The organism is Herbaspirillum sp. WGmk3 (assembly GCF_023952535.1).
Lineage (GTDB): Bacteria > Pseudomonadota > Gammaproteobacteria > Burkholderiales > Burkholderiaceae_D > Herbaspirillum > Herbaspirillum huttiense.
The window spans coordinates 124,682-150,862 of record NZ_JAKYWT010000006.1; the positions used below are offsets into that span (position 1 = coordinate 124,682).

Annotated in this window: 27 protein-coding genes; 5 read left to right on the forward strand and 22 right to left on the reverse strand. The window is 63.5% G+C overall.

Annotated features, from left to right (window positions below; all coding sequences use genetic code 11):
- The first annotated feature begins 37 nt into the window (after positions 1–37).
- On the forward strand, positions 38–1,198 hold the full coding sequence (locus MKD49_RS21780; protein ID WP_039789058.1) for a GGDEF domain-containing protein: 1,161 nt from the start codon (positions 38–40) through the stop codon (positions 1,196–1,198).
- Between the two features lie 15 nt (positions 1,199–1,213).
- Here the strand turns inward: MKD49_RS21780 and MKD49_RS21785 are convergent, their stop codons facing one another.
- Together MKD49_RS21785 and MKD49_RS21790 are read right to left on the reverse strand one after the other, a co-directional pair.
- Positions 1,214–1,960 carry a hypothetical protein gene (locus MKD49_RS21785; protein WP_252697348.1) on the reverse strand — a complete coding sequence of 249 codons (747 nt, stop codon included), beginning with the start codon at positions 1,958–1,960 and terminating at the stop codon, positions 1,214–1,216.
- A 14-nt stretch (positions 1,961–1,974) separates the two neighbouring features.
- Entirely contained in the window at positions 1,975–3,054 is a 1,080-nt protein-coding gene (locus MKD49_RS21790) for an alpha/beta fold hydrolase (RefSeq protein ID WP_134221535.1), read from the reverse strand.
- Between the two features lie 250 nt (positions 3,055–3,304).
- Here MKD49_RS21790 and MKD49_RS21795 point away from each other — a divergent pair, with 250 nt between their 5' ends.
- Complete coding sequence (locus MKD49_RS21795; RefSeq protein WP_006465163.1) at positions 3,305–3,520, forward strand: glycine zipper 2TM domain-containing protein; 216 nt, start codon at positions 3,305–3,307, stop codon at positions 3,518–3,520.
- A gap of 106 nt (positions 3,521–3,626) precedes the next feature.
- On the opposite strand, the gene MKD49_RS21800 is transcribed toward MKD49_RS21795, so the two are convergent.
- The 8 genes from MKD49_RS21800 to MKD49_RS21835 all read right to left on the reverse strand — a co-directional run bounded on the left by MKD49_RS21800 (position 3,627) and on the right by MKD49_RS21835 (position 12,307).
- Positions 3,627–4,352, reverse strand: a complete 726-nt coding sequence (locus tag MKD49_RS21800) for an SDR family oxidoreductase (RefSeq protein WP_252697349.1) — start codon at positions 4,350–4,352, stop codon at positions 3,627–3,629.
- 14 nt (positions 4,353–4,366) lie between these two features.
- The gene (locus tag MKD49_RS21805; RefSeq protein ID WP_252697350.1) at positions 4,367–6,022 is read right to left on the reverse strand and encodes an FGGY-family carbohydrate kinase; all 1,656 of its coding nucleotides are present in this window, start codon (positions 6,020–6,022) and stop codon (positions 4,367–4,369) included.
- A gap of 45 nt (positions 6,023–6,067) precedes the next feature.
- Positions 6,068–6,799, reverse strand: coding sequence for an SDR family oxidoreductase (locus MKD49_RS21810; RefSeq protein WP_252697351.1), 732 nt, complete (start codon positions 6,797–6,799; stop codon positions 6,068–6,070).
- A 52-nt stretch (positions 6,800–6,851) separates the two neighbouring features.
- Positions 6,852–7,862, reverse strand: coding sequence for an ABC transporter permease (locus tag MKD49_RS21815; RefSeq protein ID WP_371925502.1), 1,011 nt, complete (start codon positions 7,860–7,862; stop codon positions 6,852–6,854).
- Entirely contained in the window at positions 7,828–9,330 is a 1,503-nt protein-coding gene (locus MKD49_RS21820) for a sugar ABC transporter ATP-binding protein (protein ID WP_252697352.1), read from the reverse strand. The genes MKD49_RS21815 and MKD49_RS21820 overlap by 35 nt, the downstream gene beginning before the upstream one ends.
- Positions 9,331–9,388: 58 nt before the next feature.
- Positions 9,389–10,309: an ABC transporter substrate-binding protein gene (locus MKD49_RS21825; protein ID WP_134221530.1), complete on the reverse strand. Its 921-nt coding sequence runs from the start codon at positions 10,307–10,309 to the stop codon at positions 9,389–9,391.
- 183 nt (positions 10,310–10,492) lie between these two features.
- Positions 10,493–11,377, reverse strand: coding sequence for an AraC family transcriptional regulator (locus MKD49_RS21830; protein WP_252697353.1), 885 nt, complete (start codon positions 11,375–11,377; stop codon positions 10,493–10,495).
- A 228-nt stretch (positions 11,378–11,605) separates the two neighbouring features.
- Complete coding sequence (locus MKD49_RS21835) at positions 11,606–12,307, reverse strand: SDR family oxidoreductase (protein WP_034340273.1); 702 nt, start codon at positions 12,305–12,307, stop codon at positions 11,606–11,608.
- A 218-nt stretch (positions 12,308–12,525) separates the two neighbouring features.
- On the opposite strand from MKD49_RS21835, the gene MKD49_RS21840 reads away from it, so the two are divergent.
- Positions 12,526–13,242: an MgtC/SapB family protein gene (locus MKD49_RS21840; protein ID WP_121044325.1), complete on the forward strand. Its 717-nt coding sequence runs from the start codon at positions 12,526–12,528 to the stop codon at positions 13,240–13,242.
- Between the two features lie 57 nt (positions 13,243–13,299).
- Positions 13,300–13,881 (forward strand): hypothetical protein, encoded by a 582-nt coding sequence (locus tag MKD49_RS21845; protein WP_252697354.1) that lies wholly within the window; start codon positions 13,300–13,302, stop codon positions 13,879–13,881.
- A 164-nt stretch (positions 13,882–14,045) separates the two neighbouring features.
- Here the strand turns inward: MKD49_RS21845 and MKD49_RS21850 are convergent, their stop codons facing one another.
- The 6 genes from MKD49_RS21850 to MKD49_RS21875 are packed head-to-tail and all read right to left on the reverse strand — an operon-like array spanning position 14,046 to position 19,270.
- Positions 14,046–14,468, reverse strand: coding sequence for a nuclear transport factor 2 family protein (locus MKD49_RS21850; protein WP_039789077.1), 423 nt, complete (start codon positions 14,466–14,468; stop codon positions 14,046–14,048).
- Between the two features lie 2 nt (positions 14,469–14,470).
- Positions 14,471–15,331 (reverse strand): SDR family NAD(P)-dependent oxidoreductase, encoded by an 861-nt coding sequence (locus MKD49_RS21855; protein WP_034340269.1) that lies wholly within the window; start codon positions 15,329–15,331, stop codon positions 14,471–14,473.
- Positions 15,328–15,897 carry a DUF3833 domain-containing protein gene (locus MKD49_RS21860; protein ID WP_252697355.1) on the reverse strand — a complete coding sequence of 190 codons (570 nt, stop codon included), beginning with the start codon at positions 15,895–15,897 and terminating at the stop codon, positions 15,328–15,330. The genes MKD49_RS21855 and MKD49_RS21860 overlap by 4 nt, the downstream gene beginning before the upstream one ends.
- Positions 15,898–15,900: 3 nt before the next feature.
- Entirely contained in the window at positions 15,901–17,112 is a 1,212-nt protein-coding gene (locus tag MKD49_RS21865) for a class I SAM-dependent methyltransferase (protein ID WP_252697356.1), read from the reverse strand.
- Complete coding sequence (locus MKD49_RS21870; protein ID WP_039789821.1) at positions 17,109–17,963, reverse strand: DUF1365 domain-containing protein; 855 nt, start codon at positions 17,961–17,963, stop codon at positions 17,109–17,111. The genes MKD49_RS21865 and MKD49_RS21870 overlap by 4 nt, the downstream gene beginning before the upstream one ends.
- Positions 17,960–19,270 carry an NAD(P)/FAD-dependent oxidoreductase gene (locus MKD49_RS21875; RefSeq protein ID WP_121044342.1) on the reverse strand — a complete coding sequence of 437 codons (1,311 nt, stop codon included), beginning with the start codon at positions 19,268–19,270 and terminating at the stop codon, positions 17,960–17,962. Before MKD49_RS21875 ends, MKD49_RS21870 begins: the two co-directional genes overlap by 4 nt.
- A 224-nt stretch (positions 19,271–19,494) precedes the next feature.
- Here MKD49_RS21875 and MKD49_RS21880 point away from each other — a divergent pair, with 224 nt between their 5' ends.
- Positions 19,495–20,103, forward strand: coding sequence for a TetR/AcrR family transcriptional regulator (locus MKD49_RS21880; RefSeq protein ID WP_252697357.1), 609 nt, complete (start codon positions 19,495–19,497; stop codon positions 20,101–20,103).
- Positions 20,104–20,157: 54 nt separating this feature from the next.
- On the opposite strand, the gene MKD49_RS21885 is transcribed toward MKD49_RS21880, so the two are convergent.
- From MKD49_RS21885 to MKD49_RS21910, 6 genes are all read right to left on the reverse strand, one after another.
- Entirely contained in the window at positions 20,158–21,024 is an 867-nt protein-coding gene (locus MKD49_RS21885; protein WP_121044349.1) for an amidohydrolase, read from the reverse strand.
- Between the two features lie 142 nt (positions 21,025–21,166).
- Positions 21,167–22,105 carry an ABC transporter substrate-binding protein gene (locus tag MKD49_RS21890; protein ID WP_209579621.1) on the reverse strand — a complete coding sequence of 313 codons (939 nt, stop codon included), beginning with the start codon at positions 22,103–22,105 and terminating at the stop codon, positions 21,167–21,169.
- Between the two features lie 82 nt (positions 22,106–22,187).
- On the reverse strand, positions 22,188–23,228 hold the full coding sequence (locus MKD49_RS21895) for an ABC transporter permease (RefSeq protein ID WP_121044357.1): 1,041 nt from the start codon (positions 23,226–23,228) through the stop codon (positions 22,188–22,190).
- A gap of 43 nt (positions 23,229–23,271) precedes the next feature.
- Positions 23,272–24,828, reverse strand: a complete 1,557-nt coding sequence (locus tag MKD49_RS21900) for a sugar ABC transporter ATP-binding protein (protein WP_252697358.1) — start codon at positions 24,826–24,828, stop codon at positions 23,272–23,274.
- Between the two features lie 202 nt (positions 24,829–25,030).
- Positions 25,031–25,384, reverse strand: coding sequence for an L-rhamnose mutarotase (locus tag MKD49_RS21905; protein WP_121044363.1), 354 nt, complete (start codon positions 25,382–25,384; stop codon positions 25,031–25,033).
- A gap of 7 nt (positions 25,385–25,391) precedes the next feature.
- Positions 25,392–26,168, reverse strand: a complete 777-nt coding sequence (locus MKD49_RS21910) for an SDR family oxidoreductase (RefSeq protein ID WP_134137211.1) — start codon at positions 26,166–26,168, stop codon at positions 25,392–25,394.
- Positions 26,169–26,181 lie beyond the last annotated feature (13 nt).

Sequence of the window (26,181 nt, forward strand, 5' to 3'; positions counted from 1 at the left end):
GCCGGGGCAGGCGGATAGCAAAGCGCAAGGGGACGCTATGCATTATCAGATCGTGCACGCCTTCGGAGCCGGAGTGTATTGCGTCTTCATCGCGCTGTTCCTGCTGGCGGCGCGCATCCCGCGCACACCGCCCGGTGCCAACTGGTTTGCCGCCGCCATCAGCTGTGCCCTGCTGGGCCGGCTGGCGGTGCTGTATCTCACGCCGCTGGGTGAACTGGCGCTGGCCAATCCGGTGTATGGCAGTTTCCTGATCCTGGAAAAGGTGCTGCTGGTGATGGGCTTCGTGCGCTTCTTCGATCTGCAGCAGAGAACGCTGCTGGTGCGCGCCGTGGGGGTGGCGGCAGTCGCCGCCGGGCTGTGGATGCTGTGGTCCGACAACCAGCTGGCGCTGCCGCTCATCAAGAGCACCAGCTATGCCCTCTTCAACGTGTTCGCGCTGGGCAGCCTGTCGTGGATGATCCTGCACGACAAACTCGACTGCCCGCCGCTGATCCGCCGCTGCATGGCCACGGCCTGTATTGCGCTGACGCTGCACTGGGCCAGCGGCGGGCTGATCGGACACTTCTATCCGCCCTGGCTGCGCTACGGCTTCCTGCTGGGCACGGCACTGGTAGCGCTGCAGTACACGAGCCTGCTCACGGCCATTCTGGCGCTGTTCCACCGTCGCCTGATCCAGGCCGAGGCCAAGGCCCTCAAAATGGCCTTCAAGGATCCGCTCACCGGCCTCTACAACAAGCATTTCATGAACAACCTGTTCGACCAGGCGCTGCTGCTGGCCACCCGTCCGCATCATCTGGTGGCGGTGTATTACATCGATCTGGACAACTTCAAACCCGTCAACGACCAGGCCGGCCATGCGGTCGGCGACAAGGTGCTCATGTGCGTGGCGCAGCGGCTCAAGGAAGCGGTGCGCAGCACCGACATCTGCGCACGCCTGGGCGGGGATGAATTCACCGTGATCGCCACCCAGCTGGAACGCCAGGACCAGGCCCCGGAAATCGCCAAGAAGCTGCTGGCCAAACTGGCGGCCCCCATCGAGGTCGGGCACCAGCAATTCGTCCTGGGCGCCAGTATCGGCATCAGCCTTTATCCCAGCCACGGGCAAGACCTGTCACGCCTGCTGGAGCAGGCCGATGCCGCCATGTATCACGTCAAGCACCGGGGAAAGAGCGGATATGAACTTTACACCGCAGGATAAGGCGCAGAGCGCCTGTCAGAAGCCCACTTGCAGCCGCATGGTGAAGGTACGTGCACTGAGGGTGGCATTGGAACCGAACAGGTAAGCCGCCTCGTATTTCACGAACTGATGCCCCATGCGCAGCGTACCGAACAGCGCCGGTCCGGCGCGATGCGACTGCTGATCGCGCGAGGCCCAGTGATCCCATCGTCCCAACTCGCCGAAGCCCTGCAGCCCGAAGTTGAACCAGGGCCGCCAGTGCTGACGCACCTGCCATTGATAGACCAGTTGTGTCGGCCCGTTCTGCTGGCTGCGGTAGTCACGCTGCAGGAACAGGTTGGCGTTGAACTGCGTGCGCCACCATTCGGTTTGCAGCGCCGGCCCCCACTCCAGTGAATAGCCGTCGCGCTGGCTGTTTCGATACTGGCCGACATCGGCGTGGATGGCCAGGTCGAAGGGATATTCCCCTTGCGTGAGCAGGACATCGTTCTGCCAGTTCATGCTCAGCATCTGCGTGCCCTGCACGGCATCCTGCTGGGTCACGCCATACAGCTCGGTGTACCAGCGCGAATTGACGCCATAAGCGATCCCCAGCTCGGGCGAGCCGATCGGCGGGCCGACGCTGGCCTTGGCGTTCCAGTACTTGTAATCCAGCGTCCACTGGCCGGGGTCGGAATAGACGCTGACCAGGTAGTAGCCGGTGCCGGCCTGCGCCGGCCGCACCCCGGCGGCCAGCAGCAGCACGGCCAGCACCAGGCCGGCACGCCCGTTGCGCTTGTGCATCACTGGCTCCGGCGTCAGCGGGCAGGCAGGCCCTGGATGAACTGCGTCAGCTCGCGCACGTAGAAGCGCGCCATGCCGGTGGTGCCATGGCCACGCGTCTCGGCGCTGGCCGGGATCAGCAGCAGCTGTGCGCCCGGCACTTCCTTCAGCGCGGCCTGCATGATGCCGGTCTCGGGCGGGTTGCGTTCATCGTCGGCGGAATTGATGGCCAGCACCGGCACCTTGATCTTCGACAGACCCGGCGCGGCGTTGTAGTCGGCCGAGGAACCCCACTGGTAGATGAAGTCATTGGCATCCGCCGTCACCGGCGCGGCCAGGCGCTCGTCGACCAGCTTGTCGGCCTGAGCATGGGTGCCGGCGATGGCCTGGTAGGCCAGCGTGCCGCCATTGGTGGCGAAGACGAACATGTTGTTGGCCAGGCGCAGCGACGGCGGCTGGGTGGTGTAGTTGCCGTTGTTCCAGGCCGGGTCCTGCTTGATCGACTCCACCAGCATGCGCCGCATCATCCAGTTGCGGCTGGCCATTTCGGTCGGCTGCGAGGCCATCGGCACCAGGCCATCGGCAAAGCCGGGATAGGTGCCGCCCCAGATCCAGGTCTGCATGCCGCCCATGGAATTGCCGATGATCAGGCGCAGGTGCGAAATGCCCATGCCTTCGGTCAGCATGCGGTATTGCGCCAGCACCATGTCGTCATAGTTGTATTGCGGGAAGGCCGCGCGCAGGCCGTCCGAAGGCTTGGTGGATTTGCCCACGCCGATGCCGTCCGGAATGATGATGAAGTACTTGCTTGCATCCAGCGGCTGGCCGGGGCCAAAGAGCTGGCCGCCGAAGTCCTTGGACAGCATCGCACCGGCGCTCTGGTAGGTGCCGTGCAGCACCAGTACTGCGGGGTTGCTGCGCTCGCCCAGGGTGACATAGTGCAGGCGCAGGTTGTCCAGGGTCTGGCCGGTATGGAACTGGAAGCGCGGTGCCACCCAGCTGCCTTCGACCGGCTTGGGCGGTTCGGCGGCGTGCAGCGGAACGGCCGCCAGCAGCAGCGTGGCGGAGGTGAGCAACAGGCGGGCGGCCCGGCGCAGGCTTGAAGTCAAAGTCATGAGGTTCTCTGGTCCGATTATTGTAAAAATTACACGCCCTCTCACCCTCTTCCCAAGGGCTGGTACGGCGCAGGCCAGAGTATGTAACAACTGTAAGAGAACGTGTTGCAACTCGAATCTTTTCGAGATCGAGCTGGTCTATTGCCATACCCGCTCCCGCAAGCACGCCGCCCTCAGGCAGCATGCGCGAGCCGGACCCTCATTCAAAAAACTTCGGGAACAAGTCTTTATTTACGATCAGGAAAAAATCATGAAAACACTTCACAAGATCGCTGCCATTTCCGTCACTGCCATCGCGCTGACCGCCATGACCGGCTGCAGCAACATGAGCACCCGCGACAAGAACACTGCCATCGGTGCCACCGTGGGTGCCGTCGGCGGTGCCATCCTCACCGGTGGCAGCGGCATCGGTACGGCCGGTGGTGCGGCCGTGGGCGGCGTGATCGGGCACCAGATCGGTCGCTGATCCCGTCAAGTTTCGTCAAGTTTGCGCGGCGACGGCCGCAGCAGCTTCGCCAGGGCGGCCTTCGGGTCGCCCTTGTCGCGTCTGAAGCACGCAATGGCAGGCACCGCTAGACCGCCAGGAAGCCGCCATCCACCGGCACCACTGCCCCGGTCAGCATGGCCGCATCCGCCGACAGCAGCATGGCGATGCTGCGCGCCACGTCCTCGGCGGAGGCGAAGCGCTGCAAGGGATGGCGCACCATCATCGGGGCCGACTTGGCCGGATCGCTCCAGGCCGCCTCGGCCAGTTCGGTCAGGGTGATGGTGGGAGCGACCGCATTGACGCGGATGCCATGCGCGCCCAGTTCCTTGGCCAGCACCCGCGTCGCCCCTTCCAGACCGGCCTTGGAGGCGGCATAGCACAGATGCTCGGCAAAGCCGCGATGGCCCGCAATGGAGGTGATGTTGACGATGGCCCCGCCGCCACCGGCCGCGATACGCGCACGGGCGAAGGACTGGCAGGTGATGAGGGCCGCGCGCAGGTTCACGCCCAGCACGGCTTCATAGCCTGCATCGGTCATCTCGGTACTGGATTGCAAAACGTTGATGCCGGCGCTGTTGATGAGGAAGTCCGCAGTACCTGCCTGCTCCATGGCCCGCCGGGCAGCGGCCGCATCGGCCAGGTCGACCTGCACCGAGCGTGAGCCGATTTCTTCGCGCAGGCTGGCCAGGTCGCTGGCGGTGCGCGACAAGGCGATCACCTCGGCACCGCGCTGCGCCATCAACCGTGCGCAGGCGCGGCCTATGCCTTTGCCGGCCCCGGTGATGATGACCGATGTTCCTGAAAATTCCATCTGCTTGTCTCCATTCAGTGAGCCGCTGTGGCCGGCGCGGACTGCGCCGCCAGCAGCGGGGCCAGGCTGTCGCGTACCTCGCGCGCCAGGTGCTGGCTCTTGAGAAAGGACTGGTAACGCGCCTCGTGCAGGCGGCCGATGGCCTCCCCTGTCGGCGCATTGCGCCCGGCCACGCTGGACATGGCCGCCATGGCACTCTGCAGGTCGGCATGCGTGCCCGCAGCAACCGCCGCCAGCATGGCCGATCCCAGCAGCACCGGCTCAGGACAGGCGGTGATTTCCACCGGCAGGCCGGTGGCATCGGCCAGCAACTGGCGCGTCAGCGGATGCGTACCCGCGCCGCCCGAGACCGAAATGCTGGCAATGCGCACCCCGCATGCCGCCTGCGCTTCGATGATCTGGCGCAGGCCATACCCCAGGCTGCACAAGCCGGCGACATAGAGCGCCACCAGGCTGTCGATGTCGTGCTCCATGCCCAGCCCCAGCAGTACCGCACGGGCCTGCGGATCGGCCAGCGGTGAACGGTTGCCGAGGAATTCCGGCACCACGTTGATCTGACCGGCCAGCCAGACTGCCTGCGCCGGCTGCGCCACCGAGGCCAGCGCGCGTGCGGCCAGCCACTGTGGCAATTCCATTCCCTCGGCAGCGGCCAGCTGGCGCGCTTGCGGCGTAGCCGGATGCAGCGTCAGCAGATGATCGATGGCCGCACCCGCGGCCGACTGTCCGCCTTCGTTGAGCCACATGCCGGGGGCCATGGCGTTGTAATACGGGCCCCACACACCGGGCACGAAGACTGCCTCGGCATTGCTGGTCATGGTGCAGGACGAGGTACCGAACACATAGGCCATGCAAGCCGCTGCATCCTCCGCACCACCGCGCGCAGCGACCGTGCCGACGCCACCCGCATGCGCATCGATCAGACCGGCCGCCACCGCGATGCCGGGCCGCAACTGCAATTGCTGCGCAGCCTCGGGCGACAAGCCGCCATGCAAAGCGGTACCGGGCCACACCACTTCCTGGCCAATGCGCGCAAAGCCTTCCTCGGCCAGATCGCCCAGGCCGATGCGGCGGAAGTAATCCGCATCCCAGCGCCCTTCATGGGCAAGATAGGTCCACTTGCAGGTCACGGTGCAGGACGAGCGCTGCAGCGAACCCGTCGCCTTCCAGGTCAGGAAATCGGTGAGATCGAAGAAATGCGCCGCCCCGTGATACACCTCCGGCAGCTGCTCCTTCAACCACAGCAGCTTGGGCGTTTCCATCTCCGGCGAGATCACGCCACCTACATAGGACAACACCGCATGCCCGCCCGCATTGATGCGCTGCGCCTGCTCCAGCGCGCGATGATCCATCCACACGATCACATCGCGCTCGGGATGGCCGGCATCGCCCACGCCCGCCGGCGCGCCTTGCACCACCAGCGAACAGGTGGCATCCACGCCGATGCCGGTGACGCTTTCCGGATCGATGCCGGCCCTGGCGACGGCACCCCGCACCGCATGGCATACCGCATCCCAGATCTGGGCACTGGATTGTTCGACGCGCGCGCGGCGCTCGTCGCGGAAGAGATCGATGTCATGTTTCGCGCTGCCACACAGCTTGCCGCTGCGATCAAATACGCCGGCCCGGGCCGAGCCGGTGCCGACATCGATGCCGATCAGATAGGTCTCCATCTTTCCTCGCTGGTTTGGAAAAGGGCCACCTGCCGCGTTGCTCACTCACACGCGATCGAAATTGGTGGGGAGCACGAGCATATCGCGGATGGTCACATTGCGGTTGCGGGTCAGCATGTACTCGACCGCATCGGCCACCTCCGAGGGCTCGATCAGGCTGCCCGATTCCTTGGCCTTGCGCAGGTTCTCTTCCGGCCAGTCGGCCAGCAGCGCCGAGATCACCGGGCCGGGCGAGACCTGTCCGACGCGCACGCCATGGGGAATCATCTGGCGCCGCATGGTCTGCACGAAGCAGGTGATGGCCCATTTGGAACCGGCATAGACCGGCTCCCAGTAAGTCGGGAAATGCCCGGCCACCGAGCAGGTGACGATGATGTCGCCGGTCTTGCGCGCGATCATTTGCGGTGCCACGGCATGCACGTTCTTCATTACCGCATTGACGTTGAGGTTGAGCATCTTGTCGATGGCCTCGGGCGTGGTATCGACCAGCTCGCCGCCGATGTAGGTGCCGGCATTGCAGTAGAGGATGTCGATGTGATCGACCTTGGCCAGGATCTCCGGCACCATCGCCGCGCAGCTGTCGGCGTCCAGCAGATTGGTGACCTGCGGGATGGCCTGCGGACCGAGGCGGGCTGCCAGTTCGTCCAGGGCCTTGGCATTCCAGTCCACCATCACCACGGTCACGCCATTGGCCAGCAGTTTTTCGGTGGTGGCCAGGCCGATGCCGGAGGCGGCACCGGTGATGACGGCGATCTTGCCTGCGAGAGAGTGGGGCATGTTCTGTCTCCTTGTGAATGAAATCAAGTATGAAAAAAAGGAATGGAAATGCTCAGCGCCATTCCCGGGCGATATAGATCGCCAGCAGGATGATCACGCCGCGAATGATGTCCTGCAGGTAGGGATTGATGCCCATCAGGTTCAGGCCATTGTTGAGGATGCCCAGCAGCACCGCGCCGATGAGCGTGCCCACCACCAGCCCGCGTCCACCGGCAATGGCCGTGCCGCCCAGCACCACGGCGGCAATCGCATCCAGTTCGAAGCCCACGCCCGCATTGGGCTGGCCCGACATCAGGCGGCCCGTCAAAATGATCGCGGCCAGGCCCGAGGTAAAACCGGAAATCGCATACACCGCCAGCTTGATACGCGTGGTCTTCACGCCCGACAGACGCGCCGCCATCTCGTTGCCGCCGATGGCATAGACATGGCGGCCGAAGGGCGTACGCTGCAGCAGCACCCAGGCCAGTGCATAAACCACCAGCATCAGGATCACCGGCACCGGGATCAGGCCGATGCGGCCCACGCCGAACCACGAGATCCAGCCCGGCAAACCGGAGATCGGATAGCCGCCCGAGTAGATCAGCCCGACCCCGCGCGCCACGCCCATGGTGGCCAGCGTGACGATGATGGCAGGCATGCGGCCCCAGGCCACCAGTGCGCCGTTGAGCAGGCCGATGCCTACGGCCAGTGCGATGCCGGCCAGCAGCGCGACCGGTGCGGGCAGGCCGCTGTTGACGATCAGCCCGGCCGACAAAGTGCCGGCCAGCGCCATGGCCGCACCGACCGAGAGATCGATGCCGCCGGTGAGGATGACGAAGGTCATGCCCACGGCGAGGATGCCGACGATGGAGACCTGGCGCAGCACGTTGAGCCAGTTGGAGACGGTGAAGAAATTGTCCGAGGCCAGCCCCATCAGGAGCGAGACCACGACCAGCCCGGCCAGCGGCAGTGCCAGCGGTGAATGGATCAGGGCGCGCCAGCGCGCCTGCGATGAGGCGCGCACGGGGGCGCTGCCCAGGGTATTGGCTTCATGCTGCATGGTGGAGTCTCCCGGTGGTGGCATGGGTCATGATTTCTTCGGCGGTCACGGCATCGCCTTCGACGGTGGCCACGATGCCGCCGCCCTTGAAGACGCAGACCCGGTCGGACATGCCGACCACCTCCGGCAACTCGGAAGAAATCATGATGATGGAATAGCCCTGCGCGGTGAATTCGCGCATGAGCTGATAAATCTCGGCCTTGGCACCTACATCAATGCCGCGTGTGGGTTCATCGAAAATCAGCACCTGCATGTTGTGATTGATCCAGCGTGCGATCACCACCTTCTGCTGGTTGCCGCCGGACAGCGTATCGACCCGCGCCTGCGCATCCGGCGCTTTCACGCGCACGCGCTGCATGGCGAAGCGGGTCGCTTCGGCTTCGCGGCGGCGATCCAGGAACAGGCCGCCGAAGCGATACTTGCCGTAATTGTTCAGCGAGATGTTGTGCAGGATGGGGAAGCTGGTGATGAGTCCCTGCTCCTTGCGGCTTTCCGGCAGCAGGCCGATGCCTGCTTGCAGAGCTTGTGCCGGATCGGCAAAGCGCAGCGGCACACCGTGCATGGAGAGCTTGCATTGCACCGCCGGATGCGCGCCCAGCATGGCCAGCACGGTCTCGGTGCGGCCCGAGCCGACCAGGCCGGCAAAGCCCAGGATCTCGCCGCGCCGCAACTGGAAACTCGACACCGGGCCATTGCGCTTGAGCTGCAAGGCCTGCACTTCCAGCACCACGTCGCTTGCAGGGACGGCCGTCGCCTTGGGCGGGAAGCAGTTCTCGATGCGCCGCCCCACCATCATCTCCACCAGACGCGCCTGGTCCACTTCACTCACGGCACAGCTGCCGATGTAGGCACCATCGCGCAGCACGGTGATGCGGTCGCAGATCTCGAAGATTTCTTCCAGGTGGTGCGAGATGAAGATGATCGCCACGCCCTGCTCACGCAGGCCGCGCATCACCTTGAACAGGTGCTCGACCTCACCGGGCGTGAGGGTCGCGGTCGGTTCGTCCAGCACCAGGATGCGGGCATCAAGCGCCAGCGCTTTGGCGATCTCGACGAACTGCTGCTGCGCCACCGAGAGCTTGCATACCGGTACGTCCAGCGGAATTTCCACGCCCAGCTGTGCGATGATCTGCGCCGCGCGGCGCTTCATGGCGGCACGCTGCAGCAGGCCGAACGGACTGCGCAACTCGCGTGCGAGGAACATGTTGTCCACCGCATCCAGATAAGGGATCAGCGAGAATTCCTGGAACACCACGCCGACACCGGCGGCGATGGCCTCGTGATAGCTGGCAAAGCGGCGGGCCTGTCCATCAATGCGGATCTCGCCCGCATCGGGGGTAACGATGCCGCACAGGATCTTCATCAGCGTGGACTTGCCCGCGCCGTTCTCGCCCAGCAGCGCGTGCACTTCACCGGCGCGCACCTGCAGGTCCACGCCGCGCAGCACCGTCACCGGGCCGAAGTTTTTCTTGATACCAGTCAGTTGGAGCATGGCTGCCTCCATCAAGGGAAAGGAAGGCGCGACGGACCATGCCCGCCGCGCCAGCGGCTTACCAGCTGAAGCCGGCCGCGTTCTTCTTGGTCACCGGCATGACGTCGATGGGTACTTCCTTGGGCACCACGCGTGCGCCCCACTTCTTGGCCAGTGCCATGGCCAGGCCCACGCGCACCTGGTCGCGCGGGAATTGCGCGGTGGTCTCGATGAACGGCCCGCCATCGGCAATCGCCTTGACGGCTTCGGGCGCGCCGTCCACCGAGGTCAGCTTGATGTCCTTGCCGCTGCCCTGGATGGCGGCCAGTGCGCCCATCGCACCGCCGTCATTGACGGAGAAGATGCCCTTCAGGTTGGGGCGCGACTGGATCATGTTCTCCACCACGCCCAGCGCCACCGAGCGGTCCTGGCGGCCGTTCTGGGTGGCCACCAGCTTGATGTCCTTGTATTCACCGAGGGCCTGCTTGCAGCCTTCCACGCGCTGCAGGATGGGCACGACGGGAATGCCGTCGAGGATCGCCACTTCGCCCTTGCCACCGATGGCATCGGCCAGTGCGCGGCAGGACTGGTAGCCGGCATCCTTGTTCTTGGAACCGACGAACATGTCCACCGGACCGGCGGCATTGGCATCGACCGCCACCACGATCACGTTGCGCGCCTTGGCGGCTTTGACTGCGGCTTCCACGCCGGCGGAGTCGGTCGGGTTGATGAGCAGGATGTCGATGTTCTGCTGCAGCATGTCTTCGATGTCGGCGATCTGCTTGGCCACGTTATGAGCAGCATCGGTGACGATGACCTTGGCACCGAAGGACTTGGCCGCATCATCGAGGGCCTTTTTCATCGAGACGAAATACGGATTGTTCATTTCCTGGAAGCTCATGCCGATCTTGAGCTTGGACAGTTCCTGGGCGCTCGCCGGTGCGGTGAATGCCACCAGCGTGGCGGTGGACAAGGCCAGTGCGGTCAGTGCTTTCTTCATTGCAGTCTCCATTGTTGTTGGTGTGTGCTTGATGACGGGATTACCCGGCATGCTCGTTGCGAAGTGACAGGCAACACCTGTCCTGTTCGGGAAAGCCGGGGCTTTCCTGAATGCGTTTTTCCCTGGCGAGGAAATTTTTAAATGATTTAAATGATTTAAGTGATTTACGGCGTGCGTCCGACGCTACCCGGTCGCGGCAAAGAGGCCGTTGCTGGCAAAGGTATTGCGAAACTCCGAAGGCGACATGCCCTTGATCTTCTGGAAGTGGCGGTTGAAATTGGAGAGATTGGAAAAACCGGTCTCGTAGCAGATGTCGGTGATGCGTGCTTCCGGATTGTTGAGCAGCGCGAGACAGGCCAGATCCACGCGCAGCTGGTTCTTGTAGCGCACCAGCGTGGTTCCCGTGTGGCGCTTGAAGGCGCGCGAGAAGGTGCTCAGGTTCTGCCCCACCATGTCGGCCAGGTCCTGTTCGCCGATATCATCGGTGAGATGTTCGCGCAGATAGGCGATGGCGCGGTTGAGTCCGCTGCTGTTCACGCCCGACAGGTCCAGCTTGTAGGAGAGACTGGCCAGCACTTCCGGCTCGGGCGAATTGGCCAGCACGTCGAGGATTTCCCAGAACAGGGCGAGGCGCTTCAAGCCGCGCTGGTCGATCAGGCGCTGCATCAGCGGACGCACCGTGTCGCTGGTGGCGGCATCGAACAGCAGGCCGCGATGGCTGCGTTCGAGCAGCGGCATGATGGCTTCCATCTCGGGGATGCTGGCGGCGCATTGTTCCACCAGCTGCTCGGGGAACTGGATCACCAGCGAGCGCACGGGGACCACCTCATCGCGGCCGATATCGGAAATCCAGTTCTGCGGAAGATTGGGGCCGGTCATCACCAGCTGGCCCGGCGCGAAGTCGCCGATGTGGTCACCGACGTAGAAACGTCCCGAGGTCGCCACCACGAGGTGGATCTCGTACTCGGGATGGTAGTGCCAGCGCACGGTACGGAAGGGGTAGCCGTGCATCCATGCCGCAAAGGATTCGCCCTTGCGGATATGGACCAGTTCCAGGTCGGGCTGCATCGTGTCTCCTCTCAATCGAGAGCATTTTCCTTATTGAAACTGACAAATCGCTGTTGTCAGTTTTCATCATGTGCTGCATCTTAGTGCCCCTCTGGCTGCGGCTTCTACATCACCAGCGAGGAAGGACTGATACTTTTTTGCGCAAGAAGGGGTGGAGAATGAAATACGATGCCGCGCAGCAAAACGGCCCTGCAAAGCAGGGCCGTCGTGTCGGTCGGGATGGCTGTATTACACCGAACGCATCAATCCGCCATCGACCTTGATGTTCTGGCCGGTGATGTAGCCCGCACCGGAGGAAGCCAGGAAAGCGATGGTCGCGGCCACTTCCTCGCTGGTGCCATAGCGCTGCATGGGCACGCCGGCGCGGCGTTCCTCACGTTGTGGCAGGCTGTCGATCCAGCCCGGCAGGACGTTGTTGATGCGGATGTTTTCCGGCGCGTACTTGTCGGCGAAGAGCTTGGTGAACGCGGCCAGGCCAGCGCGAAATACCGCTGAGGTCGGGAACATGTCGGAGGGTTCGAAGGCCCAGGCCGACGAGATGTTGATGATGGCCCCGCCACCCTGTGCCTGCATCAGCGGCGTCACCAGGCGCGTGGGACGGATGACGTTGAGCAGGTAGGTCTCCATGCCGCGATGCCAGTCTTCGTCGGTGATGTCGAGGATGGGAGCGCGCGGACCATGGCCGGCGCTGTTGACCAGCACATCCACGCGGCCCCAGCGGGCCACGGCCTGGTCGACCAGTTTTTGCAGGTCGTCCACAGACTGGTTCGAGCCGGTCACGCCGATGCCGCCCAGCTCGGCGGCCAGCGCCTCGCCACGGCCGGAGGAAGACAGGATGCCGACCTGGAAGCCATCGGCCGCCAGGCGGCGCGCGGCGGCGGCACCCATGCCGCTGCCGGCGGCGGTGATCAGGGCTACTTTGCTGCTCATGGAAACTCCTTGTGGATAAGTGATCTTGCCGCGCGGAAAAAATTCGACCTCTCGCACGGGATTGGCGATTGTAGTTCGTGTCGATGCCGCGTGCAGGGGACGAGAAGCGCAATGGATGATCCGGAATTTGTCATGTCCCTGTTGCATTTCTGGGGCATCATCGCGCACCATTGCGCAGCCCGGCCCTCGTGCGGCCTCATGAACGTACCGGAAGTCCCATGCAAATCATCGCCAACATCAATCTCGAATCCCTGCTCGATACCTCGATCAGCCTCACCGCCGCCTTCATCCTGGGTGGCCTGATCGGGCTGGAACGCCAGTACCGGCAACGCACTGCCGGACTGCGCACCAATGTGCTGGTGGCCCTGGGCGCGGCGGTCTTCGTCGACATGGCCAATCGCATGGGCGGTCACGAAGGGGCGGTGCATGTGGTGGCTTATGTGGTTTCGGGCGTGGGCTTCCTTGGCGCGGGCGCGATCATGCGCGAGGAAGGCAATGTGCGCGGCATCAATACTGCGGCCACCTTGTGGGGCTCGGCCGCAGTGGGAGCAGCGGCGGGGGCCGACCTGATCCTGGAAGCGATCCTGGCCACCATCTTCGTGCTGGCCGCCAATACCCTGCTGCGCCCGGTGGTCAACACCATCAACCGCAAGCCGCTGGATGTGCCTTCGGTGGAAGTGACCAACACCATCCACCTGATCGTGGAAAGCGCGCACCAGAAGCGCGTGCTCATGGCCGTCACCGACATGCTGGAACAGAGCCGCCATCCTACGCATGGACTGGATGTGCGGCCCTTTACGGAGGATGAAGTGGAAATCGAAGCCACCCTGGCGGCGACCTCCGTGGATGGCGATGAACTCGATGCGCTGGTGGAACGTCTGCTGGCCTTGCCTGCCGTGAAGCAGGCTTTCTGGACGCCGAGCACGACGGATTGACGGCGAGTGCGCGGCGGTCAACTTATAATTCCCTCCTGCAAGAACAAGGAGTTCGCCATGCCTCAAACCACTTTCCTGCTACGCCCGCTGCGCAACATCGCCGCGATCCTGACCCTGATTCCTGCACTGGCGCTGGCCGCCGGCGCTGAGGCGTTGACGTTCGACAACGTCAACTACCTGCATCGCTGGTCAAAGAATGGCCAGAACGAATTTACGCCACCTGCGGAAACCGACCTGAACCACTGGACCGACATGGTCACCATCAATGTCGTCGAGCAGGCCACCGATGGCGACAAGCTGGCGCAGCTGGCCAACCTCGTGCTCAAGCGCTACCAGGCGGCGGGCAAGGTGGTCCGCATCAATTCGCTGCCCCGCTCCGACACCCGGCCCGCCGAACACTACATCGCAGCAGTGCTGGGCAATCCGGGTTTTCTGGAGGCAGTCTTCGCGCGCTTCGTGCTGGTGGAGGGGACGGGTTTCATCCTCATTCACTCGCATCGGATCTATGGGCAGCAGGCTGGCAACGACATGGCGCAATGGTTGCAAGCCAATGGGCCGCAGCAGGAAGCGGCCTTGATGGCGTGGAATGCGATGCCCTCATTGCAATCCTTGCGGCAGTTGCCGCAGAGCGCGCAGTAGGTGCATCCGGCATGGCCCTGAGAGTCGGACCTGCAGTCAGTCGCTTGATTCCGTTCCTGACTGGCACCCGGTACGCGAATCGACAGGCGGCATTGTGGAATTAATTTCCACACACGGGTCATTGAGAAGTTGCCAGCTCCGGGCAGAACAGACCAGACGCGCCATCAATAAGTGGTCGCCCTGAACTTCCCCCGCAACCACTTCACCGGCCCGCCAATGACCGGCAATTTCTGCCAGAGCTCTTCAGCCGCATCCCAGTAATCGCGATGCTCGGTCACCAGGCCCGCCGCATCGAAGCGGAAATGCGTCGCCCCCAGCACCGTGTAGAAACGGCCCTTCAGCCGAAACTCGAAACGCCAGGTGGCAAAGGCCTGCTCACCCTGCCCCATGCGTTCCAGGATCACGAATCTCGGATCCTCGGTGGTCTCGAACATGTGCGCAAAGATGGCGCGGATGGATCGCAGGCCCTTGATGTCATTGAAAGGATCCTTGAACAAAGCCTCCGGCGAATAAAATTCCCCAATCCGTTCCAGGCTGCTGCGATCCAGCGCGCCATACCAGTCCAGCAAGCGGTCAAGATGCTGCATGGTCAGCTCAGCATGAAGCGCTGGAACAACATGAAGCGCAGCCGGAACGGCAGCAGGCGCAGTATCTTCAGCCAGGCCGTGAAGCGCCGTGGGAAGTGGATCTCGAAGCGGCCTTCGGAGATTCCGCGCCAGATGGCGGTGGCCGCCTGCTGCGGCGTCTGGATGGCCGGCATGGGGAAATCATTCTTGTCGGTCAGGTCGGTCTTCACGAAGCCCGGATTGACCAGATACACATTCAATCCCTTGGGCCGCAAATCGCTATAAAGAATTTCCGCGAGATTGATCAGCGCCGCCTTGCCGGGACCATATACGGTCGCGCCCGGCAGCCCCACATAGCCGGCCACGCTGGCCACCAGCGCGATGCCGCCGCTGCCACGTGCCAGCATGTCGGGCAGCGCCGCACCCAGCGCCGAATACACACTGGCGACGTTGGTGCGCAAGGTGTGCTCGGCTTCCTCCTCCTGAACCTCCCATGTGCGCTCCGGGCGATACTTGGCCGCGCAGAACACCAGCAGGTCAACACCGCCGAAGGCCTCAACGATGCGCGCATGCTGGTCGCGCCAGGCATCGTGGCAAAGCACATCCAGCGGCGCGATGAAGGCATTCTTGTGGGCTGCCGCGACCTCCTGCAATACGTCCGCACGGCGCGCCGACAAGGCCACGCGGGCACCTGCCTGCAACGCCTGGCGCGCCAGTTCGGCACCAATGCCGCTGGAGGCCCCGACCAGCCAGATGCGCAGGCCGCGCAGGTCACTGACCGGCTGGTTCATCGGGCCGAACAACACGGCGGGGCGCGAGATCGGAGCACGCTCGCCGGCGGCTCCGGCAGCCTCCTTGGGCAGGGGCTTGGACTGGGTATTCATACACCCTCCTTGCGGAAGAACAACGTGACCTGGCCCACTTCCACACCAAACTTGCTCATGCTGGTGCGGTTGATGAGGGTGCGTTCATCCATCTGGTACATCCAGTCATCCATCTGGACTTCGTATTGCTTGTCATTGACCGGCAGCAGCAGCGTGTAATTCCAGTGCAAGGCATTGCCGGCGGTGTGGCCGATGGCCGTGCCGATGACGTCACCGGCACGGCCGCGCCAGCTGTTGTCGGGCTGGCGCACCAAGGTCCAGACGCGGGTCTGGATCTCGCCGTCGTCATAGCGGAAACGCTCGTCCAGCGTCAGCGTGTTGCCGTCCACGGTACCGGTCACGACCACATGGAAACGCCGCGCCACTTCGCCACCGCGTTTCTGGAACATGCCCCAGGCCTCGGTACGGCCCTTGAAGAACACCGCCGGATCGAACACCGGCGTCTTGGCGGCGTAGTCCGATATCTGCTGCGAGGCGCAGCCACCGAGCACCAGCGCCAGCAGCACCAGCGCGATCCCCTTCCACAGGCGCGCGGGCAGGCCCGTGCGCATCAGCTTGGCATTCATGACTCACTCCTTTTGCAAGAGGAACTGCACCACATCGGTCTGGCCTTCATCGAAGCCCACTTCGCAGAACACGTAATACAGCTGCCACAGGCGGCGGAAACGCTCATCGAAACCTTGCGCGGCGATGGTCTCGCGCTGGGCCTGGAAGGCGTCGTTCCAGCGGCGCAGGGTCTCGGCGTAATCACGGCCGAAATGGAAGCGGTCACGCGTGCTCAGGCCGGCGCGCAGCGCGCAACGCGAGAAGCGCTCATGGCTGGGCAGCATGCCGCCAGGGAAAATGAATTCGCGGATGAAGTCGGCGCTGTCGCGATAGCGTTCGAACACCGCTTCATCGATGGTGATCGACTGGATCAGCGCACGGCCACCGGCTTTCAGGCGGGCCGACACGGTATCGAAATACGTTTGCCAGAAACGCTCGCCGACGGCTTCGAACATTTCGATGGACACGATGGCATCGTATTTCCCATCCAGATCCCGGTAGTCGCACAGTTCCAGATGCGCCAGGTGATCGAGCTGCTGGTGGCGCATGCGCTCCTGGCCAAAAGCCAGCTGCGACGGCGAGATCGTCACGCCATGCACACGGATGCCCAGGCGCGCCGCATGTTCGGCAAAGCCGCCCCAGCCGCAGCCGATTTCCAGCACGCGATCGCCCGCCTGCAAGCCAAGCTGGTCAACGATGCGCTGATACTTGGCGGCCTGTGCCGAGGCCAGGCTCTGGCAGGGCTCGGTGAAGATGGCCGACGAATAGGTCATGGTCGGGTCCAGCCACAGGCGATAGAAATCATTGCCCAGGTCGTAATGCGCATGGATATTGCGGCGGCTGCCGCTGCGTGTGTTGGAGCGCAGCAGGTGGCGCAGGCGGTACCACAGCGAGGCCAGGCGTCCGCCTTCGACCGCGCTGGCAAGCATCGCACGGTTGCGCATGGCCAGGCGCAGCAGCGCGGCCAGGTCGGGCGTTTCCACCCAGCCATTGCCGTAGGCTTCGCCGAAGCCGATGTCACCGGCGCGCAGGATGGCAGCGCAGGCGCGCCAGTCGAGGATGCGCAGTTGCGCGCTGGGCGGTTGGCGCAGATCGCCGAAGGTCAGCGTGGTGCCGTGCGGTGTGATCAGTTCCAGGTGGCCGTGGCTGAGGCGCTCCAGCATCGCCAGGAACAGGCGGGCCGAAATCGGGCCGGCGCGGCGGCCGGTAGTCTGCAATGCGGGGATACGATTCACGATAGGGTTTCCTTTCCAGAAGAAGTACCTGCGGCTGCGACGCGCTCGGGCTTGCTGAACCAGGGCACGCGCTTGCGCCACAACAGCAAGGCCTGCCAGTGGATACGGGCGACCACGCCCAGCGTCAGGAACGGCTGCGCACACAGCGCGCCGAAGGCCGTGGCCGCGGTCAGGGGATGCAGATGGCCGCCGACCGAGGTGCGCATCAGGGGCTGCAAACCCTGCGCCACTTCCGACGGATGGCCGTGGTCGTAATAGTCGATGCCGACGAAGGCGGTATTCCCGCCCGCGTCCTCATGCCGTGCCTGGTCGCGAAAGCGGAAACGATAGAAACCGCTCACCTCGCAGAAGGGCGATACATGCATGAGCTTGTTGCAGACCAGCCGCGTGTGCTCGTCGATGACACCCTGTCCGGGTGCCGACAGCAGGTAGTGCTGGGTCTCGCCAAAGGTATTGTTGACCTCGGCCAGCACCGCTCGCAGCTGACCTTCACGGTCATGGCACAGGAAAAAGCTGACCGGATTGAACACGAAGCCGAACAACCTCGGAAAGGTCTGCAGCCAGATCGCGCCATCGTGCGGCAGCCCGGCCTGTTGCAGATGACCGCGCACCCAGCCGGCCAGATCGCTGCCATCGCGCGGACCATAGTCGCGCGTGCGCACGCACATCAGGCGGCGGCGATCCACGCCGAACCAGGCATTGCCCGCTTCGTTGAGGCGCGCCAGATCGAGGCGCACGCAGAACACCGGATAGACAAATTTGTGCAGCACCGGACGCAAACGCTGATGCATCACCTGCCCGCTCAACAACAGCGCGGGCGCGTCGGTGCGGGAGGTCAGCGAAGTGCTCATGGCGCAGCCCAATCGGGCGTCACGCCGAAGTCCCGGATCACGCGCAGGGCGGATTTCAGGCCATCTTCATGGAAGCCGTAACCGGTCCACGCACCGGCGAACCACGCACGATGCTTGCCCTGGATCTCCGGCAGGCGGCGCTGGGCATCGATGGCGGGCTGGTCGAAGACCGGATGCTCGTAATCGAAACGCCCCATCACCGTCGCCGGGTTGGGTGGCTGGGGCGGATTCAGGGTGAGCACGATGTCGGTCTTGCAGGGCAGATCCTGCAGGCGGTTGAGCCAGTAGCTCACGCACACCGCGCGGCTGCCATCGCTGTGGCGCGAACCAAGGTAATTCCAGGCCGACCAGACCTTGTCCAGTTGCGGCATGAGCGAGACGTCGCTGTGCAGCCAGGCGGTATTGGCCTGATAACGCACGGCCGACAGCACCTGATGTTCTTCGATGGTGGCGTCCTGCAGCAGCGCCAGGGTCTGCGGTGCGTGGGTGGCGAAGACTACCGCGTCGAACTGTTCCTCGCGCGGCTCGGCACCGCCACTGCGCACCAGCACGCCCTGCTCGTTGCGGGTAACGCTGATGAGGCGGCTGCCCAGGCGCACATCGTCAAGGGTGGCGGCGATGCGGCGCACGTATTCGCGCGAACCGCCGCGCACGGTGCGCCAGCGCGGACGGTTGTTGACCTGCAGCAGGCCGTGATTGATGCAGAAGCGCAGAAAGGTCGCCGCCGGGAAATCGAGAATGTCCGAGGGCGAGCTGGACCAGATCGCCGCCGCCATCGGGATCAGATAGGCATCACCGAACAGGACGCCATAGCCGCCCTCTTCCAGCAACTGCCGCAAGGTCACCGGACGCCCCTCGCAGGCAGCAAGGTTGGCGTGCGCGCTACGATTGAAGCGCAGGATGTCACGCAACATGCCCAGGAAGGACGGCTGCAGCAGCCGCTTGCGCTGAGCGAAGACGGTATCCAGATTGGTGCCGGCCCATTCGAAACTGCCTTCATCCATCGAGACGCCGAAGGACATGTCGGTATCGTAGGTCTCGACCTTCAGCTCCTCGAACAGCGCGATCAGGTTGGGATAGGTCCAGTCATTGAAGACCAGGAACCCGGTATCGACCGGGAAGGGGACGCCCTCCGGCGCGATCTCCACGGTATTGGCATGGCCGCCCAGCGTCGGGGCGGACTCGAACAGCACGACCTGATGCTTGCGCGCCAGCAGGTAGGCGCTCGCCAGGCCGGAAATACCGGCCCCGATGACGGCGATGCGCTGTCCTGTGCCCTGCTCGATGGCTGCTGCGTTTGGATTCATGAAAACTTGCCCGCCTATGTCTTTGTTATTGAAGTTCTGCCGTTGCCAGTCCATGGGAATGTTTCCCTGCCCTGCTGGCCCGTGCTGCTTTGGTGACCGGGGCGGCGCTTGCCGCGGACCTTTTTGGCCGCTTGCGCCGCTTATTTGCTTCTCATCCTTGATTTAGGTGCTAAGATTACTACCAAAGAAAAATAAAATCTACTAATTAGTAACTTAAGCTACCAATGAGTATTTTCGGCAAACTGAGCTTCAAGGACCAAGCCTACAAATTACGGGAGAACGCCATCCTGGATGCCGCCACGTCCGTACTGGGCAGCAAGGGCTATGACCTGATGACCATGGACGACGTGGCCGGTGCAGTGGGCATCTCCAAGCCCAGCCTGTACAAGCATTTCAAGTCCAAGGAAGAGCTGATCGGCGAGACCATGATCCGTCTCGTCGACGGGGCAATCGACCAGCTGGCGCAGCTGGAGCCGCTTCCCAGCCCGCGCGGCAAGCTCGAAGCGATGCTGGAATGGGCGCTGCGGGTGCGCCTGGAGGGGGGTCTGCCCTTCCTGCCCTCGACCAGCGCGCATGTGCGCGAGATGCTCATGCGCAACGTGAAATACGTCATGCGCGTGCTCAAGCTGAACGGGCAACTGGAAAAGCTGGTGAAGGAGGCGCAGAAAAACGGCGAGATCGATGCCGCCCTGCCCAGTGATGTGGTGTTGTACAGCTACTACGCCCGCACCTGTGACCCGGCCGTGGATTACCTGCAGAAGTTCAGCAAGATGAGCAGCGACGAGATCGTGAAATACATGCTGCACGTGGCCTTCAACGGCTTCACGAAGTAAAGGGCAGGCACGCCGCGGCCAGCAGCGGTACCCGCCCTCTTCTGCCCTGCTGTATTACAAACCGTAGCAGCGCGCTGCGGTCCCGCCCCATAGCTGCTCCTGTTCCGCTGCCGACAGGCGCGTGGCCGCCCACTCGCGGACCACGCCCGCCACCGTCGCATAGGACGCAGCCAGCAGACACACCGGCCAGTCCGAGCCAAACATCAGGCGCTGCGGCCCGAAGGCTTCCAGCGCCGTATCCAGGCACAGGGCAATATTGTCGTAATCCTTCTGTCGCAATCCGCGCAGCCAATCCGCCTCGGTGACCAGCCCCGACAACTTGCAGGCCACATGCGGCATGGCGGCCAGTGCGCGCAGCTGGCGCTTCCATCCATTGAAGGAAGCTTCACTTCGCCCGAAATCCACGAGGGCTGGCTTGCCCAGGTGATCCAGCACCAGCCAGTGGCGGTCATGGCGTGCGCAGAAGGCCTGCACCTCGGCCATCTGCCTGGCGTAGATCAGCACGTCATACACCAGGCCCTGCTGCTGCAGCCACTTGATGCCGGCATTGAAGGCGGGGGCCTCGACGAAGGCCGTGACGTCGGCTTCATCCTGGATCTGATGACGGAAGCCGACCAGCTTGTCCCGTCCCCATTGCGCGACGTTGGCAGCCAGGTGCGGCGAAGACAGATCCTCCCAGCCCACCACGCCGGCGATGCGGCGATCGGCACGCGCCAGGTCCAGCAGGAAGCCGGTTTCTTCACGTCCCACGCGGGCCTGCACCGCAATGGAGGCATGCAGCCCTTCGGCATCCAGCACCGGATGCAGCTGCCCTGGCAGACGATCACAGGCCAGCAGCTCCATGCCCTTGCCGATCCAGGGATAGTCGTCGGCGCGATAGCGCCAGAAATGCTGATGGGCGTCGATGCGAAGGGGTTTCATGGCGCGGTCTCGGGAGGGAGGAGGAGAATGAAGCGTCTCCGCATCTCTTAGTTTTTTCTGGATGAAAACTTAGAAACGGGAAAGCAGAAACTTAAGGATTTCCCCGGATCACTCCGGGGAAACCACAGAACACCCGACCGGATCAGTCGTACAGCACTTCCTTGATCTTGGGGTCGTCGATGTTGCTCTTGTCGTACCAGTAGAAGCCGGTATCGATGACCTTGGGCAGCTTCTCGCCCTTGATCGCCTTGACCGCCGCTTCCACGGTCTTGTAGCCGATCCCCACCGGGTTCTGGGTGATGGCACCAGCCATCAGGCCGTCGCGGATCGCATCCTTCTGCTGCTTGCCGGAGTCATAGCCGATGATGATGATCTTGCGCTTCATCTCCTTGACACCATTGACCACGCCGATGGCCGAGCCTTCGTTGGTACCGAAGATGCCCTTGATCTTGGGATAGGCCTGCAGGATGGACTTGGTGACCTCGGTCGACTTGAGCTGGTCGCCCGCGCCGTATTGCACGCTGACCACCTTGATCTTGGGATAGTTGGCCTTGATGCGCTCCAGGAAGCCATCGCGGCGATCCACGCCGGTACGGCTGGTCTGGTCATGTGCCACCACGGCGACTTCGCCTTCCTTGCCGATCAGCTCGGCCATCTTGTCGGCCGCCAGTGCCGCAGCGGCACGGTTGTCGGTGGTGGCGGTAGTGACGGGGATGTCGCTGTCCACGCCCGAGTCAAAGGCGACCACCGGGATCTTGGCGGCTTGCGCCTTCTTCAACAGCGGAATCGCCGCCTTGCTGTCCAGCGCGGCAAAGCCGATGGCTTGCGGCTTCTTGGCCAGGGCGGCAGAGAGCATGTCGATCTGCTTGTCGACCATGGCTTCGGTTTCCGGACCTTCAAAGGTCACCTTCACCTTCAGGTCCTTGCCGGCCTGGTCGGCACCGGCTTTCACGGCCTGCCAGAACTGGTGCTGGAAGCCCTTGGAAATGAGCGGCACATACACTTCCTGCGCGTGCGCAGCCGAAGTGCCGACGGCGAAGGCCAGACCCAGGGCAGCGGCCAGTAACTTGTTCTTGAACACGGTACGTCTCCTTTTGTTATCGATGATGGAGTGCCGGAAATGGCGCTTCCGGCGGGGCTTGCATTGCTACGAAGAAATCATTTCAGGCGCGGCGGCGACGGCGCAGGATGTCAAGATACACGGCCAGGATGATGATCACGCCGGTCACTACCGTCTGCCACTCCTGCGCCACCGACATGATGCGCAGGCCGTTGACCAGCACGCTCATGATGAAGGCGCCGATGATGGTCCCGAGGATGGTGCCGGTCCCGCCCGAAAGCGAGGTGCCGCCGATCACCACGGCGGCAATCGCATCCAGCTCGTAACCCTGGCCCAGTGCAGGCTGCGCCGAATTCAGGCGGGAGGCGATGATCAGGCCGGCGATGCCGCAGATGGCTCCCGAGAAGGTATAGACCGCGACCTTCCAGAAATCCACCTTCACGCCCGACAGGCGCAGCGCTTCCTCATTGCTGCCCAGGGCAAAGGTATAGCGGCCGAACACCGTCTTGTTGAGGATGACGGAAGCACCGATGGCGACGATGAACAGAATCAGTACCGCATTGGGAATCGGCAGCGAGGGAATCAGGTCACCGATCAGCGAATCCTGGGCGATGGCCGAGAAGCCCTCGGTATCGTTGAAGTAGATCGGGCGCGTGCCGGAGATCACCAGCGACAGGCCCTTCAACAGCATCATCATGCCCAGCGTGGCGATGAAGGGCGGCACCTTGAGCTTGGCGATCACCATGCCGGAAACCCAGCCCGAGAGCGCCCCGAAGAAGATCGCCGCAGCGATGCCCAACGGCAGCGGCATGCCCCAGTTGGTCAGCACCACCCCGGCCATGACGGCGCAGAAGGTCATCATGGTGCCCACCGACAGATCGATGCCGGAGGTGATGATCACGTAGGTGCAGGCAATGGCCAGCACGCCGTTGACGGCAGTGGACTGCAGGATGCTGACCAGGTTGTCCACCTCCATGAAGTTGGGCGAGGCGAAGCTGAAGAACAGGATCATCAGCAGCAGGCTGGCAAAGGCCAGCAGCTTCTGGCGTGCGGCCGGATTGAACAGGCGGGCGCGCAGGCCCGAGGGGGAAGCGGTGTTGGCCATGGTGGATGCGGAAGGGGCGGAGTGGATTTGGTTTGCCATGATCGGTCTGTCTCTCTTGTAATGTCTGGAAGCCCGGTGACGCTTATTGCGCCACGGCCGATTCGCGCTGCGTGGCCAGTTGCATGATGTTTTCCTGGGTGGCATCGGCACGCGCCAGTTCACCGGTCACGCGGCCCTCGCACATCACCAGGATGCGATGGCTCATGCGCAGCACCTCGGGCAACTCGGAGGAAATCATCACGATGGCCTTGCCCTGCTCGGCCAGTGCATCGAGCAGCTTGTAGATTTCGCTCTTGGCACCGATGTCGATGCCGCGCGTGGGCTCATCGAAGAACAGGATGTCGCAGTCGCGCAGCAGCCACTTGGCAATCACGATCTTCTGCTGGTTGCCGCCGGAGAGCAGGCGCGCCTGCTGTTCCACCGAGGGGGTCTTGATGGCCAGCTGGCGCACGTAGCCTTGCGCCACTTCACGAATCGCGCGCTGGTCCATGAAGCCGGCCTTGGTGAAACGGCCCATGCTGGAGAGCGCGATGTTGGCCTGCACGTCCATGCCCACGGCCAGTCCGAAATGCTTGCGGTCTTCCGACAGGTAGCCGATGCCATGCGCCACCGCATCGGCCGGCTGGCGGATCACGGCCTTGCCGCCGTGGATGATGATCTCGCCCGACTCCAGCGGATCGGCACCGAAGATGGCGCGCGCCACTTCCGTGCGGCCCGCCCCCATGAGGCCGGCGAAACCGAGGATCTCGCCCCGGCGCAATTTGAAGCTGACATCGCGGATGGCGCGGCCGCGATTGAGTCCGCGCACTTCCAATACCACTTCGTTGCCGGAGGTATCGGGCGGCATGCGTTGCTCGCCATCGAGCGCGCGGCCCACCATCATGGAAATGATGGTGTCCATGGAGGTGCCCTGCATCGGCACGGTGGCGATGTACTTGCCATCGCGCATGACGCTGACGCGATCGGCGATCTGGCGCAGTTCGTCCATCTTGTGCGAGATGTAGACAATGCCCACGCCCTGCGCCTGCAGGTCGCGGATGATGCGGAACAGTTCGGCGATTTCGGCGTTGTTGAGCGCGGCGGTCGGCTCATCCATGATGAGCACGCGCGAGTCGAAGGACAGCGCCTTGGCGATTTCCACCATCTGCTGGCGCGCCACGGTCAGGTCACCGACCGGCGTGCGCGGATCCATCTCGAGCCGCATGCGGGCGAAGATGGCGGCGGCCTGGCGGTTCAGTTGCTCTTCATCGATGATGAGACCGAAACCCTTGCGCGGCTCGCGGCCGATGAAGATGTTCTGCGCGGCCGACAGGTGATTCATCAGGTTCAGTTCCTGATGGATGATGCCGATGCCCAAGGCCTGCGCCTGGCGCGGCTCGGCGATCTCCACCGGTTTGCCGTCGAGCAGGATGTCGCCGCTGTCGCGCTGGTAGACGCCGGAGAGGATCTTCATCAGCGTGGATTTGCCGGCACCGTTCTCGCCCATCAGGGCGTGGACTTCACCGGCCACCAGTTCGAACTGGCAATTGTCCAGCGCCAGCACGCCGGGAAAGCGCTTGCTGACATTGCGCAGGGCGATCAGCGGTGTAGCCGATGCCGATGCCGCTGCTCGGGCTTGTGTCTCGTGTTCTTGTTGCATGCTCACCTCGGATGCGGATGCAGTGCTGGCCGGAACAGGTCCTGGCCATCGTTTGCGCGACTCTGCGGTCGCTGCTGTTCGGGGACTACGGTCTTGCGTGCTGCCTGCTGCTACCTGCTGCTACCTGCTGATACCTACTGTACCGCCTTGCGAAAAACTTAGAAAGCGATTTGCAAAAACTAAACTTTGCTGCAATGGAAACTTAATCTTTTCCATCTTCCTGCGCGGACAGATCGAAGATGCGCGTCATCGGCACCCACTTCTCTCCGGCCGGCGTCCACGGTGTCGCAGCCTGGAAGCGCCACATCAGCGCTTCCCACGCCTGCACCTTGGGATCACGCTCGCTGGCCGCTGCCATGGCGGCGGCGTCGAACACCGCGTCATCGGTCTCCATCACCATCACCATGCGCGTACCGAGACGATGGATCTCCATCCCGGTCACGCCCTGTCGGCGCAAATGGGCGGCGATCTCGGGCCAGATGCGCTGATGGTGCTGTTCATACTCGGCGATCAGCGCGGGATCATCCTTCAGATCGAGGGCCAGCACGGTACGCATGGCGGCCTCAGGTCAGGGCGCGGTCGAGATGGGTATAGCCCCCATCGACGAACACCCATTGCCCGGTGGTATGCGAGGAGCGGCCCGAGAGCAGGAACACGGCCATGTCGGCCATTTCCTCGGAGGTCGTGAAACGCTTGCCGAGCGGGATCTTGCTGGTGATGGCGTCCAGCTTCTCCTGCGGATTCTCGAAAGTGGCGATCCACTTCTCGTAGAGCGGGGTCATGACTTCCGCCGGTATCAAGGCATTGACGCGCACGCCGTCATCACGCAAGGCGGCAGCCCATTCGCGGGTCAGCGACAGTTGCGCGCCCTTGGAGGCGCAATAGCCGCTGGTGTTGCCCTGGCCGGTGAGGGCCGTCTTGGAAGACACGTTCAGGATCGCGCCGCGCGTGGCCTTCAGGTGCGGCACGCAGTAATGTGCCATCACGTAGTAGTGGATCAGGTTGCGTTCCAGCGACGCGACGAATTCATTGCGCCCCGCGTCCAGGCCCACGCTGTCATTGACCCCGGCATTGTTGACCAGGCCATCGAGACGGCCAAAGCGGCGCACGGTCTCGGCCACGGCCTCGCCGCAGCGCGCCTCGTCCTGCAATTCCAGCTGGAACAGCGCGGCACGCGGCTGCAGGGCGGTCAGGCGGGTCCAGAACTGCGGGTCCGGTTCGCTGCGCGCGAACACCACGGGAATCGCGCCTTCGGCGGCCAGTTGCAGGCTGATCGCGCCGCCGATGCCGGAGGCGCCGCCGGTCACGATGACGACCTTGTCTTGCAGGTTCAAATCCACATCAGTCTCCGTT